The organism is Enterococcus sp. ARL09-542 (genome assembly GCF_005234805.1).
Lineage (GTDB): Bacteria > Bacillota > Bacilli > Lactobacillales > Enterococcaceae > Enterococcus_D > Enterococcus_D gallinarum.
Genome location: NZ_QPQX01000006.1, coordinates 18508 through 32381 on the forward strand (window position 1 = coordinate 18508; position 13874 = coordinate 32381).

The 13874-nt window shown below is 42.0% G+C and carries 12 protein-coding genes; 1 reads left to right on the forward strand and 11 read right to left on the reverse strand.

Going from position 1 to position 13874, the window contains the following annotated elements:
* Positions 1–2: 2 nt before the first annotated feature.
* The 7 genes from vanT to DVW06_RS08200 all read right to left on the reverse strand — a co-directional run bounded on the left by vanT (position 3) and on the right by DVW06_RS08200 (position 8452).
* Positions 3–2099 carry a membrane-bound serine racemase VanT gene (gene vanT, locus DVW06_RS08170; RefSeq protein WP_137264553.1) on the reverse strand — a complete coding sequence of 699 codons (2097 nt, stop codon included), beginning with the start codon at positions 2097–2099 and terminating at the stop codon, positions 3–5.
* Positions 2096–2668, reverse strand: a complete 573-nt coding sequence (locus tag DVW06_RS08175) for a D-Ala-D-Ala dipeptidase/D-Ala-D-Ala carboxypeptidase VanXY-C (protein WP_003126779.1) — start codon at positions 2666–2668, stop codon at positions 2096–2098. The genes vanT and DVW06_RS08175 overlap by 4 nt, the downstream gene beginning before the upstream one ends.
* A complete protein-coding gene (vanC1, locus tag DVW06_RS08180; protein WP_040013725.1) occupies positions 2665–3696 on the reverse strand; it encodes a D-alanine--D-serine ligase VanC1 in 1032 nt (343 codons plus the stop codon). Before vanC1 ends, DVW06_RS08175 begins: the two co-directional genes overlap by 4 nt.
* 348 nt (positions 3697–4044) lie before the next feature.
* Positions 4045–4854 (reverse strand): ABC transporter ATP-binding protein, encoded by an 810-nt coding sequence (locus tag DVW06_RS08185; RefSeq protein WP_021151270.1) that lies wholly within the window; start codon positions 4852–4854, stop codon positions 4045–4047.
* Positions 4851–5771, reverse strand: a complete 921-nt coding sequence (locus tag DVW06_RS08190; protein WP_005472153.1) for an ABC transporter permease — start codon at positions 5769–5771, stop codon at positions 4851–4853. The genes DVW06_RS08185 and DVW06_RS08190 overlap by 4 nt, the downstream gene beginning before the upstream one ends.
* A gap of 101 nt (positions 5772–5872) precedes the next feature.
* The gene (locus DVW06_RS08195) at positions 5873–6847 is read right to left on the reverse strand and encodes an ABC transporter substrate-binding protein (protein WP_005472155.1); all 975 of its coding nucleotides are present in this window, start codon (positions 6845–6847) and stop codon (positions 5873–5875) included.
* Between the two features lie 450 nt (positions 6848–7297).
* A complete protein-coding gene (locus DVW06_RS08200) occupies positions 7298–8452 on the reverse strand; it encodes a hydroxymethylglutaryl-CoA synthase (RefSeq protein WP_003126783.1) in 1155 nt (384 codons plus the stop codon).
* 191 nt (positions 8453–8643) lie between these two features.
* Between DVW06_RS08200 and DVW06_RS08205 the strand changes: the two genes are divergently transcribed.
* Entirely contained in the window at positions 8644–11091 is a 2448-nt protein-coding gene (locus DVW06_RS08205; RefSeq protein WP_170081210.1) for a hydroxymethylglutaryl-CoA reductase, degradative, read from the forward strand.
* 91 nt (positions 11092–11182) lie between these two features.
* Here the strand turns inward: DVW06_RS08205 and DVW06_RS08210 are convergent, their stop codons facing one another.
* The 4 genes from DVW06_RS08210 to DVW06_RS08225 form a co-directional block, all read right to left on the reverse strand.
* Positions 11183–11602, reverse strand: coding sequence for a GNAT family N-acetyltransferase (locus DVW06_RS08210; RefSeq protein ID WP_174784173.1), 420 nt, complete (start codon positions 11600–11602; stop codon positions 11183–11185).
* Between the two features lie 195 nt (positions 11603–11797).
* On the reverse strand, positions 11798–12439 hold the full coding sequence (locus DVW06_RS08215; protein ID WP_003126789.1) for a hypothetical protein: 642 nt from the start codon (positions 12437–12439) through the stop codon (positions 11798–11800).
* Positions 12440–12652: 213 nt separating this feature from the next.
* Positions 12653–12922: a hypothetical protein gene (locus tag DVW06_RS08220; protein ID WP_005472161.1), complete on the reverse strand. Its 270-nt coding sequence runs from the start codon at positions 12920–12922 to the stop codon at positions 12653–12655.
* Positions 12923–12936: 14 nt separating this feature from the next.
* Entirely contained in the window at positions 12937–13782 is an 846-nt protein-coding gene (locus DVW06_RS08225) for an aldo/keto reductase (protein WP_003126791.1), read from the reverse strand.
* Between the last annotated feature and the right edge of the window lie 92 nt (positions 13783–13874).

The window sequence follows — 13874 nt, forward strand, 5'->3', positions numbered from 1 at the left end:
TTCTATTTGATCCTAGCACTGACTCGTGGACCGATCCGACAAATCAACTCATTGGTTATAGTTTGTACTTGCTCGGCAGTATCGCTCCAATCTGTCAGAATTTCAATTTCACTTTCAATTGGGATCGTAGGACAATGGCTCAAGTCTATCAAAAGCATGTCCATGCAGATCAAGCCGATCTGCGGCAAGGACTGACCGCGATAGGAAAGACAAAACTCTTGATTTGATAGAGAACGGGGCAGTCCGTCACAATAGCCGATGCTCACAACACCAACAGTTGTTTCTTGATTCGCGACGGCGGTTTGCCCATAACCGATCGCTTCCCCTTTGGCAACGACTCGCTTAGTGATCAACTGTGCTTTGAGGGTCAGAATAGGCTGTAAGCTTACTCGTTGTTTTGTAGGCTCGTTCGTATCACTGAGGGATCCTGTCAATAAAATCCCCGGACGCACATAATCATAGTTTAAGTCTGGATAATTCAAAATACCATAACTGCTTTGTAAGTGTGTGATACCATAAGAAATCTGTCTCTGATCCAACTCTAGGAGAATCTGATCGAAGCAGGCAATCTGCTTCTGAGTGCGAATCATACTATCAGGATTTAAGCGATCTGCCGAACCAAGATGAGAATAAACACCACTGATCGTCAAGAAGGGCAAATCGAAAATCGAAAGAATCGAATCGATAGTCGGTGTTACACCTAACCGATGCATCCCAGTATCGATGGCTAAATGACAGTCAATCGCTACTTTTCTTTGTGACAATGCTACAGCATGACCTTCGCTGATGATCGATTGGGTCAATGAGTAGCGACGAAGTTCTTTTATGCGTTTTGGAGAGGTATATCCCAAGACCAAGATGGGGCTTTTGACAGCATTTTTCCGCAATCGAATACCTTCATCAATCGTAGCCACCGCAAAAAAATCAATTCCGGCTTGTTCTAAAACAGGAGCAACTTCCTTGGCACCACAGCCGTAGGCATCGGCTTTAACGACTGCCATCACTTTTGTTTTCGGTGAGATGATCCGCTGGATCTCCTGTAGATTATGCAAAAGGGCTGTCTTTGAGAATTCTTTTACGGCCCTTTTAACGGGCGTTGTTTGTTTGTGTCTAAACCATGAGTGTTTTTGTCTTAAAAAGAGGCAAATGAATCCAATCGTCAAGATCAAAACAACCAAATAGTTGATTAGATTGTTTTGCAGAATGCTGATTTTTTGGCTCAAAAAGTGTGTGCCGGCAATTGTATAAGGATGTAAAAGGTAAAGCCACAAAGATAGCTGTCCTGGATGCTTCCAAGTCCTGTGGGGATGCCAGCGCAAGATCAGCGGAAATAAGAAAAAGAGTACAACAGGCAAGAAGAGATACATACTGTCATGTTTAGGTATAGAAAACCCATGCAAGTACGCACTCTCAATAAGCAATCCGATAAGACTGATCAAAAAGAAGAGAGCTGTTTTGGATAAACTTCTTTTCTCTGATTGTTTTCTGACCAGCATACCTAAGCACAAAAACAATGGTGTAAAGAAAATACCGTTGCGGGTACCATCTAATAGGTGGAACACAGCAGTATAGAATGGTTCGATTGGTGTCTGTTGGATCAGTCCAAACCAACTATCACCACCTAATCCAATCAGGTACAATCCAGCCGCAAGCCAGAACACTTTTTTGAAGGAGACATGTATCAGCAAACTTGTTAGGAGCAGGCTCCCAGTAATCAAAGCCGGAAAGTACCAAAGATGATAAAGAATGCCATTGACCAAAAGTGCTTGTACTAATGTTCCAACTGGTAGATCGAAGCCGATCGTTTGACTATAGAGTGCTAATGGTAAAAACATTAGTGTGGCTAATAGATAGACTTTTAGCTGTTTTTTGATAAAGTTGAATACTCGTTGTCGCGAAGGATAACTATTGGCCACAGCAAGTTCTGCAAACACATAGTAACCACTGATCATAAAAAAGAAAGGAACAGCTACTCGAAAAATCGTCAATGTGATTAGGATATCGCCTTCTGGCCATAAATAGTGAAGGGGAAGACAATGGATCGCAACCACCATCATGGCTGCAATCACACGAAATTGATCGATTCCTTTATTTTTCATGCGAACTGCCTCACTGTCTGAGCCAAGTAATCATGGTATTCTTCCAGAGTCCATTTTTGGGCAGTGATGACTTGGCTATGGGGAAGCCCGACATAACGAAAATGCCAAGGTTCATAACTGATACCGGTGATCTCTTGTTTATCTTCCGGATAGCGTAGAATAAAGCCATAATTCATCATCTGCTGCATAAATAAATCAGCAGCAGCACTATCTCGAAAATGAGGGCAGATAAGATCATCATCTTCTTGTTTCTTTAGTCCTACATCAATGGCCAGACCGATTTGATGTTCACTGCAACCTGGCAAAGCAACGAATTGTTTGGTATAAGCTAACCCGTTTTCTTTTAGAGAATACTCCCACAAGCGTCGCTGTTCTTTTTCCGTACGATACCCATCTACCAGACGAATGTCCTTTTCTAGTCCGGTTGCTCGTACGAGTCGTTCCCATTGTTTTGCCACTTCTGGCTGCAGGTAAACATCGTGATCGCTAAAAGGAGCTAGCACTAAGTGCGGGGGCTCTTGATTTTTTTTCAATGGATGGTTTTTATTGATCAATTGTAATGTGTTCATCGTTTGTCCTCCTCTGCCAGTGCAATCAATTGCTCTACTAATATTTCGTAGGATAACCCGACTTCCGCCATCATAGCTGGGTAGCGGGAGTGCCCAGTAAATCCCGGCATGGTGTTGATTTCGTTTAAATAAATCGCTCCTTGATTGGTGACGAAAAAATCGATTCGAGCCAGACCCGTCAATCCCAAGTTTCGATAAAGCAGCTGTGCCTGCTCCTTGATCTGTGATTCAAGCGCGAGAGGCAATGGTGCTGGGACAGTGATCGTGGCGCTGATTAATTGGTATTTCTCTTCAAAATCAAAAAAACCGTCGACAAGAGAAATCGCATCACAAGCACCAATCGTCAATTGCTCATTTCCTAAGATGCCGCAGCCAATTTCAATACCCGCTATCGCCTTTTGGATCAACACAGTAGAACCGTAAGCAAAAGCAGTCGTTAATGCAGATTGGAGCGCTGTTTTGTCAGTTACTTTTGTGATCCCTTTTGAAGAACCGGCTTCATTCGGCTTGATAAAGATCGGGAATCCATGGTCTTGAATAAAACGATCGATTGTGGCAGGATCGTTTTCATAGCGGGATAAAAGCAAAGTGGGAGCACTAGCGATTCCCATGGTATCAGCAAGTTGATGCAAGAGCCATTTGTTCATACATAATGCGGAGGCAGCGACATGGCAACCAACATAAGGCAGGTTCATTAGTTCAAGCAGTCCTTGGATACAGCCATCCTCGCCATACTTCCCATGCAAGACTGGAAAGAGGACATCAGGGACGATTCGTTTTTCTCCTAATATAAATCCTTGGCTAGAAAAAGTCAGCTGGTGACAGTTTTTGTGATCTTCTAGCCAAGTATCATTGCGAACATTCGCGAGGTTTCCTTGATACCAATACCAATCCATTGTTGGTGCGATGCCAATGGTCATTACTTCATATTTCAGCGGGTCAATAGCTTGGATCACACTTGCTGCTGAGGCTAGTGACACTGAGTATTCTGGAGAATTCCCTCCAAATAAAACGGCAATTTTTTTCATCATTTTCTTCCTTTCCTTTTTTCTTTTAAGGTTACATTCAGTGTACCTAGGAAAAGAAAAGAAAATTTGCGGTCTTCCTGTTGTCTTTCTCGTATTTTTATGATGAAAATCTAACGATTTTATGACAAAGGGCTTGAAGAAAGCAGGGGAAGCTATTGTTAGTGATCAAATGGACAACAACTCTTGGTACAGAAGTGCGTTGAAGGAAGAGCTCACGCATGCAGGAAAGCGTACAAAAAAGGAACCGAGCTGAACTATTTTCAACTTGGTTCCTCTGTATTCATACGTTAGTTCTTTGGCGTAGTGTGATGTGCCCAATTGAGGCAGCTATAGCTAAAGAAGATACAGTTAAGTGTGCAACAGTAGCTGATCATCTTTTAGCTCAGTCCCACTATTTTGATGGAAGAGTGCCATCAAATCCGGTACCGTTAAGGATTGTTTTTCCTCACCTGCGATATCGACAACGATTTTGCCTTGATGGAGCATGATCAAGCGATTGCCGTAACGGATGGCATCTTCCATATCATGAGTGACCATAAATGCCGTCAACTGCTGTTCTTGAATCAACTGATCAGTCAGTGCCATCACAGTCATGGAGGTTTTCGGATCTAAAGCTGCAGTATGTTCGTCTAGCAGGATCAGTTTAGGCTGTTGCAAGGTCGCCATCAATAGTGTGATCGCTTGCCGCTGTCCTCCGGAAAGCAGCCCAATCTCAGTCGTCAGTCGATTTTCAAGACCAAGATTCAAGCGAGCTAACTTTTCTTTGAAGAAGGCCCGATGCTTTCCTTTGACACCGGAGGAAAACCCGCGAACCTGGCCTCTTTTATAAGCAAGGGCTAAGTTTTCTTCGACTGTCAAACGAACGGCTGTCCCCATCCGCGGGTCTTGGAAGACACGACTGATTTCTTTGGAGCGTCGTGTGACTGAATGACGTGTGATTTCTTTGTCACCTAAGACGATCTTACCTTGTTCTGTTGGGATCGTTCCAGCAATACTATTGAGTAATGTTGATTTTCCTGCACCGTTTCCACCGATAATCGTAATGAAATCACCGCTGTTCATAGTGAGATCGATCCCGCGAAGGACATGATTTTCGTTGATGGTTCCTTTTTCAAATGTTTGGTGTAAATCACTGATCGTTAAAACAGGTGTCGTCATGATTGACCTCCTTTGGTTTTCGGAAGAAATTTTTGCAATCCAAGTTTCGTTCGAATTTGCGGCAATGAAAGACAGATAACCAAAACGATGGCAGAGGCAAGTTTTGAATCTGAAGCTTCCACGTTGAATTCAAAGACGATGGCCAGGATTAGACGATACAAAATCGCACCAATCACAATCGTGATCAAACGAACCCACAAAGATTTATTGCTGAAAAGGACTTCCGCGATAATGATCGATGCTAATCCGATCACGATCGTTCCTACACCTGAGTTAAGATCAGCAAAACCATTGTTTTGAGCTAAGAGGGAACCAGAAAGAGCAATACAGCCATTGGAAATCATATAGCCAATTAGTTTCATATTGTCCGTATTAATTCCGTTGGCTTCACTCATCGCGAGATTGTCTCCCGTTGCTCGCACTGCTAGTCCAATCTCTGTGCGGAAGAAGAGAAACAGCAACAAAATCACGACAGCAGCAAACAGGAGGCCTGTACAAATGACTGCGGTATTTTTCGTTAAGCCTAGTGTTTGAAACCAAGTAAAAACAGTATCTTCCCCTAACAAGGCAATATTGGGTGCCCCCATGATCCGATTTGTAATAGAATACAATCCAGTCATGGTAATGATTCCCGCTAATAATGCGGGAATTTTAAATTTGGTATGCAAGATCCCTGAGACAAATCCGGCAGCTAAACCGCCGCAAAAGCCCAACAGACTTGCCGTAAAAGGGGAAAGGCCATTGGTGATGCTGACAGCAGCAATGCCGGCTCCTAATGGAAAGCTTCCCTCAGCTGTCAAATCGGCAATATCTAAGATTCGGAAGGTCAAATAAACCCCGATCGCTAATAATGCCCACAACATACCTTGAGAGGCAGCTGATTGAATAAGTATGAAAAATGTATTGATTAAATTCATAAGGTTTCCTCAAATCATTTTTAGGTTTTTAGTTTCAAGTTAGTTTTCATCATTTCATCATATAGCAGCAAAATTATAGTAGAGAGTAGATAGTAGCAAAATTACTCAGGAGCCACGATGCTTTCTGGATCAATTCCTAATGCAGTTGCCATTTTCTGGTTCACAACTAGCTCTAGTTTATTCGCTGTTTCTACAGGTGTTGTAGCGGGCTTTTCATCTCCATCAAGAATTTTTGCAGCCAATTCACCCGTTTGTTTGCCTAGTGACTTGTAATCGATCCCGAATGTAGCTAAAGCGCCATCTTCCACTTGCTCGACAGAACCAGCAACGATCGGTGTTTTGGTTTCTTTGGCTACTTCACCAACGACTGCCGCAGCAGAAGCAAAGGTATTATCTGTTGGCACGTAGATACCATCCACATCTTTAGCTAAACTAGTAGTTACTTGTTGGACATCATTTGTCGTGTTTGCTGTCAAGACTTTGACGTCTACACCTGCATCTTTCAATGCTTTTTCTGCCAAATCTGCTTGGATTTTTGAATTTGCTTCTCCAGCATTATACATAATACCGATTGTTTTAGCGTCAGGGACGATACTCAATAACAATTGAATCTGTTTATCGATAGGGACCATGTCAGATGTACCAGTGATATTGCGTCCAGGAGCTTCATTGGACTCCGCTAATTTTGCTTCAACTAAATCAGTGACTGCAGTTACAACGATCGGAATATCTGTTGTTTCATTCGCCAATGAGACAGCAGCTGGTGTCGCGATCCCTAAGAGAAGATCAGGAGAATTTTTTACAAGTTTTTCGCTCATACTCTTCAGATTGTCTTGGCTGTTTTGGGCATTTTGGTATTCTAAAGTAAGGTTTTCGCCTTCTTTATAGCCGCCTTCCGCCAAACCTTCTTTGAATCCTTCATAGGCAGCATCTAACGAACCATGTTCCACCAGCTGCAAGATACCAACCGTTTTTTTGCCATCTTCAGTGGCATTGTTGGTATTCCCGCATGCCGCAAGTCCAAGTCCTAAGGTAGTTGCCAATAGGCCAGTTGTGATCCATTTTTTCATTTTCATCAAATATTCCTCCTAAAAAGTCTTGATTTAAACCCAACGGAACAAAAAAATCCATTCAGACAATCGTCTAAATGGATTTGAACTTACCAAAATTCAGAAATTCAGTGCGGCCATTTAGAAGATTCTCTACATGGCTGCTGTTCACGTTAAACTGCTCTAGCCATTATAGATACAAACAAAGTGTTGTGAGGTTTGTATCCACAATGTTATGAATACAAACTATCTAAAATAGCTAAAGTAAGCAATATTCAGTTGTGGGGATAGCAATAATTTCATGATTCTTCCTCCAAACTTGAATTGTTTTCAGTATAGACGAAAGTTCTGCCATCTGTCAATTGAAAAACGCAATATTCTGAAAATTTTTTTTATAACAGATAAAGAGATGTATGCAAATAGTAAAATAAAATAAAAAAGCAGCCAGATTAACTAAGCTGCTTTGATTAAATAGGTTTAGCTTTCTTTATAATAACGGATCGTATTTTTAATTTCTCGAATACTATAAGGAAGATCATCAGAAAAAGCGGCATCTTGATCGATTTCCAATGAATCAGTAAAGATGGCTTCATATTCCTCAATACTTAATTTTTGTCGCTGATCCAATAGCTGAGTGTGGGCTTCTTTGTTTAATTGATTTTCATAACCAGCTACCAAACGACCACTGAAAAATTCAGAAACAGCCCCAGAACCATAACTAAAAAGACCAATGCGATCTCCTGCGCTTAAATGAGACGAATTTTCTAATAACGAAATCAGTCCCAAATACAGAGAGCCGGTATAGAGATTGCCGATTCTGCGACTATAGACGATGGATTCTTCATAGCGAGCCATCACTCGTTCCTGCTCCGTTTCTACTTCATCGGCAAAGACTGCTAACAATGCTTTTTTCCCCATTTTTGTATAAGGAATATGGAAGCTGATTGCAGCATAATCGCTGATGCTGGCTTGATTGCGTTCACAATGAGCTTGCCACACTTTTTTGAAAGAATCGATGTAAACTTGGTTAGATAGATGCCCATCGACCATTGGATAAGCGTGGCCGAGAGGACGCCAAAAATCATAAATATCTTGAGTCAACATCAAATTGTCATTTTCAAAAGTTAGAATTCGTGGGTTAGCTGTAAGCAACATGGCAACAGCACCTGCTCCTTGTGTTGGTTCACCACCGGAACGTAAACCATAACGAGCAATATCGGACGCAATGACTAGAACCTTGCTTTCTGGATTGGCTTGAATATGGGTTTTCGCAAATTGAATCCCTGCGGTTGCTCCGTAACAAGCCTCTTTGATTTCGAAAGAGCGGGCGAAAGGTTGGACGCCAAGCAATCTGTGTAAGACTACAGCAGAGGCTTTCGACTCATCGATTCCAGATTCTGTACCGACAATCACCATGTCGATTGCCTGCAAATCTTCAGGTTCTAAGATTTCTTTTGCTGCACTAGCCGCAAATGTAACGATATCGTGTGTTTTTTTGCTGACTGCCATTTGGTCTTGACCGATACCAATGGTAAATTTATTAGGATCTACCTCACGAGCGTGAGCGAGATCAACCATGTCTAAATAGTAAGGCGGAACAAAAAAATTTATTTTATCAATACCAACGTTCATTATGACGCTCCTTTGGGTTTAACTTATGTTATACCTATCGTTTATACGGTATCATATTTTTGTTTAAAAATGAAAAAAATTCTATTAGAATTTAAACTTTATTTAAGAATGGCTGATTGGAACAGAATGCAAACTCGTGGGGTATTCTTTTTTTGTGGAAATAATGATATATTTCTGTTGGAGGTGGCATGGTGGAAGAAGTTGTTATTATCGATGCACGAAGAACTCCCATCGGTAAATACCATGGGTCATTAAAGAAATTTTCAGCAGTTGCATTAGGTACTGCTGTAGCGAAAGATATGTTTGAACGAAATCAAAAGATCAAGGAAGAAATCGCGCAAGTGATCATCGGCAATGTCCTACAAGCAGGTAATGGCCAAAACCCTGCCCGACAAGTGGCCCTACAAAGTGGTCTCTCAGTGGACATCCCGGCATCAACGATCAATGAAGTTTGTGGTTCTGGATTGAAAGCCATTTTAATGGGAATGGAGCAAATCCAGTTGGGCAAAGCGCAAGTTGTTTTAGCCGGGGGGATCGAAAGCATGACGAATGCTCCGTCCCTCAGTCATTACAATAAAGCAGAAGATACTTACAGTGTCCCAGTCTCAAGTATGACATTAGATGGCTTAACAGATGCTTTTAGTAGTAAGCCAATGGGCTTGACAGCTGAAAATGTGGCGCAACGCTATGACATCTCACGAGAGGCTCAGGACCAGTTTGCCTATCAGTCACAAATGAAAGCTGCTAAAGCGCAAGCAGAGAATAAATTTGCGAAAGAGATCGTTCCGCTGGCTGGCGAAACAAAAACGATCACCGCAGATGAAGGGATCCGCAGTCAGACCACAATGGAAAAACTGGCTTCTTTAAAACCAGTTTTTAAAACTGACGGTACCGTAACTGCTGGAAATGCTTCTACGATCAATGATGGTGCAGCATTGGTGTTGTTAGCATCAAAAACCTACTGTGAAACAAATGATATTCCGTATTTAGCGACGATCAAAGAGATCGTTGAAGTAGGGATTGATCCTGAAATCATGGGGATCTCGCCTATCAAGGCAATTCAAACACTTCTTCAAAATCAAAAAGTTTCATTAGAAGACATCGGTGTGTTTGAGATCAACGAAGCATTTGCTGCATCTTCGATCGTGGTGGAGTCTGAATTGGGATTGGATCCAGCAAAAGTCAATCGCTATGGTGGCGGAATTTCTCTTGGACATGCGATTGGTGCCACAGGAGCCCGCTTAGCAACTTCTTTGGTCTACCAAATGCAAGAGATCCAAGCCCGTTATGGGATTGCTTCTTTATGTGTTGGTGGCGGGTTAGGGCTGGCTATGTTGTTGGAGCGGCCAACAATTGAAAAAGCAAAGCCGACGGACAAGAAATTTTATGAGTTGTCCCCCGCTGAGCGGTTACAAGAGCTTGAGAATCAACAAAAAATTTCTAGTGAAACAAAACAACAACTGTCACAAATGATGTTAGCGGAAGACACGGCGAACCATTTGATTGAGAACCAAATCAGTGAGATCGAGCTGCCAATGGGTGTAGGCATGAATCTGAAGGTGGACGGCAAAGCATATGTCGTACCAATGGCTACAGAAGAACCTTCTGTGATTGCAGCAATGAGTAATGGAGCCAAAATGGCTGGTGAGATCCATACGCAAAGCAAAGAACGATTGTTGCGGGGACAGATTGTTTTTTCTGCAAAGAATCCAAATGAGATCGAGCAACGGATTGCGGAAAACCAAGCTTTGATTTTTGAACGGGCAGAACAAAGCTATCCTTCGATCGTCAAACGAGAAGGAGGATTGCGGCGCATCGCTCTGCGGCACTTTCCAGCAGATTCTCAGCAGGAATCTGCTGATCAGTCGACGTTTTTATCGGTGGATCTTTTCGTGGATGTCAAGGATGCGATGGGAGCCAATATCATCAATGCGATCTTAGAAGGCGTTGCCGCACTTTTCAGAGAATGGTTTCCTAATGAAGAAATCTTATTTAGTATTTTAAGCAATCTTGCTACTGAGTCATTAGTCACGGCTGTTTGTGAAGTACCGTTTTCCGCTTTGAGCAAAAGAGGTGGCGCCACGGTTGCACAAAAAATTGTTCAAGCTTCTTTGTTTGCCAAAACGGATCCTTATCGAGCAGTCACTCATAATAAAGGCATCATGAATGGGGTGGAGGCAGTGATGCTGGCCACTGGAAATGATACCCGGGCAGTTTCTGCTGCCTGCCACGGCTATGCAGCACGTACTGGCAGCTATCAAGGACTGACTAATTGGACCATCGAATCAGATCGATTAGTAGGGGAAATCACGTTGCCGTTAGCTATCGCTACTGTTGGTGGTGCCACAAAGGTCCTACCAAAAGCACAAGCAGCATTGGAAATCAGTGATGTTCACTCTTCTCAAGAGTTAGCTGCGCTAGCTGCAAGTGTGGGACTTGTCCAAAACTTGGCAGCTTTGCGGGCGCTTGTCTCAGAAGGGATTCAGAAGGGACATATGAGTATGCAAGCTCGTTCACTAGCGATCGCTGTTGGAGCGGAGAAAGCGGAAATCGAGCAAGTAGCTGAAAAACTACGGCAAAATCCTCCAATGAATCAACAACAAGCGTTACGGTTTTTAGGAGAAATTCGGGAACAATAAAAAACTTGTTTCAACGGTAGCAAATGCTACTGTTGAAACAAGTTTTTTTGTCATAGACAAATTGATGAGTGTTTCTAGAAGCTGCTAAAGCTCATCTTTTTAAGTACATCCCAATACTTTTGGGGGCTGTCTCCACAAAGCCAAACTGCTGATAAAGATTTTCAGCTGGACAATCAGCAATCAGGTTCACGTAAGCTTGGGGATCTACTTCATTATGTATATGGTTCATTATGGCGCTCATGATTGATTTTGCCAATCCATTGCCTTGATCTTCAGGAAGGACAGCGATGTCTAGGATTTGATAGGCAGTACCTCTGTCACCAATCAATCGGCCCATGCCGACTAAGGTTTGATCGCTGGTTCTTCGAACAGTCACTGCAAAAAGACTATTGCTTAAACCAATCTTACTCGCAGCTGTTCCACGAAGAGAAAGACCGCAGGCTTTTCGTAGAGTTAGGTATTCAGCTACTTCAGGAACTTTATGTTTTAGGAGATATTTAGAATCGTTCATCATGGTCCTCCTTGATACAGAGTAGAGTTGTTTAGTCCTAGGGAATTTGATCAATACCCTTTAGCAGATGGCTTTTTGGTAATGGGCAAAGACGTCTTTAAAAGAAAGAGACGATGATAGAAGGATTCCAACAAATGAAACAGCCAAACCCCAACAGTTGAGCTGTTCGTTTTTTTCTATCATCGTCTCTTTAGCTTAACGTTCAGTTAGTGGGGTATTCGCATACTCTTCGATCAATGGAATCACATCCAGCTTCAGTTTGTACTTACGAGCTAAGGCAGGTTCAACAGTGAATTCGCCAACTTCAGTCGCTGATATAGTTGCCAATAGGCGTTTTTCTTTCGCTGTATCTTCAAAAATCTGCACATTCTCGGCATTTCTTTCAACAGAGAATTTAGGAAATGCAGTCATTTTTTCTTCAAAAGCGGCAAAACCATCCGTTGTTTCCGCTGCTTCCGTCTGAGATTCTGAGACTGGTTCGGTAGCAGAGGCTTCTGGTTGATTGACAGCTGATGTTGCTGGTAACCAATAAGCGGCGATTTCTTCCACTAGATTATCACTAAAACGATCTAATAGACCTTTTTCTTGTTTTTGGATTCGTTTCACAACGATTTTGAAATTCTCGTCTAAAGGAACTGCGATTTTTTGTTCTTTGGTCGTTGCCGTTTGCAGTTCAATCAACATTTCCTCACGGTTTTTAGGGTTGATATAAACGGTGGTCTCTAGTCCAAAATTTGCAGCTGTCTTGTGTTGGATCGCTGAAAATAATTGTTGACGTGCCATTTCATAAGATGGCCGAAATTGTTGTTTTAACTTGGCTAATTGTTTCTTTTTCATATTCTTCTCCTCTCAATCAATCTCGATTATAAGGAATAATGACGAAAATGAACAGGGGTTTTCATGAAAAAATGAGGAATTTCTTTTGATTATCAGAAAAAATGGCTTTTCTTTAAATGAAATAAAAGAAACAGCCAAGATCATACCCAATGAGTAGGGGGTGACTTTGACTGTTTCTGAGGGCAACAACTTACTTCTAAAGATATACCAGGTTCATCGCATAGTGCTCAAAGCGTCGATTTGCTGATATTTAGGCATCAAAATAAACGAATCATTTTTACCATAGGCGACCAAGCAATTTTCCCATAGAAAAAAGCTTAGCGGCATCTTCGCTTTTTCAGCAAGCATTTGCTGATAGTCTGACTGATCCCATTGACGTGCGGGAAAATGTTGAACGTAGTCGGGAAAAATCAGAAATACAAAATCAGGATGCAAGGCTCGCTTGACGGCAGTGGGCAGTTGATCCAAACGTGTAGAATCCATCGGGTTTTCCCTCATTAGAATCCTGTTGTATCCGGATTAGTTGCTTTCCCAACGACTCCATCTAGTTGGTCGATTCGCTGCATATCTTCATCAGAAAGCTCAAAATCAAAGACTGCTAAGTTTTCCTCGATACGACTTGGTGTAACAGATTTAGGCAGCGGCAAGAAACCATGTTGTAAAGACCAGCGAATCGCGATTTGAGCAATCGTTTTGCCGTACTTGTCAGAGAGTTCCTGCATTTCAGGAACGTCAAAGATCTTTCCTGTGCCTAAAGGACTGTAAGCTTCCAATAAGACATTGTGCTCTTGGCAATAAGACACTACTTCTTTTTGTAATTCACCAGGCGCTAAGAAAATCTGGTTGACCATTGGGAAAATAGTGGCTGTTTTTTTCAGTTCTTCGAAATGATGAGGCAAGAAATTGCTGACGCCGATGGCTTTGATCTTCCCAGCTTGATAAAGCTCTTCCATCGCGCGCCATGTCTCTGCATTTGCTGACTGCCAATTGTCACGGAATTTCACTGGATTTGGCCAATGAATCAAGAAAAGATCGATATAGTCGGTTTGTAATTTCTTCAACGATTCTTCAAAGGAAGAAAGGACCAAGTCGTAAGAGTGATTTTCATTCCATAATTTTGTTGTCAAAAAGATTTCTTCTCTAGGAATGCCACTTTCTTTAATTGCTTGTCCAACACTGTCTTCATTTTTGTAACCTTGCGCGGTATCGATATGACGGTAACCAACTTCCAATGCTTTTTTGACAGCAGAAACAGCAACGTCACCATTTGGTGTTTGCCAAGTGCCAAAGCCAAGTTCAGGAATCGATACATTGTTCGATAAAGTATAACTGTTCATTTTCATTCCTCCATTTCTTTGTTTTTAGTTTAGCAGAGAAGGGATTTTTTTCCAATGGAAGATACTTCTGATCAAAATAATGCACAAAAAAGATGTAA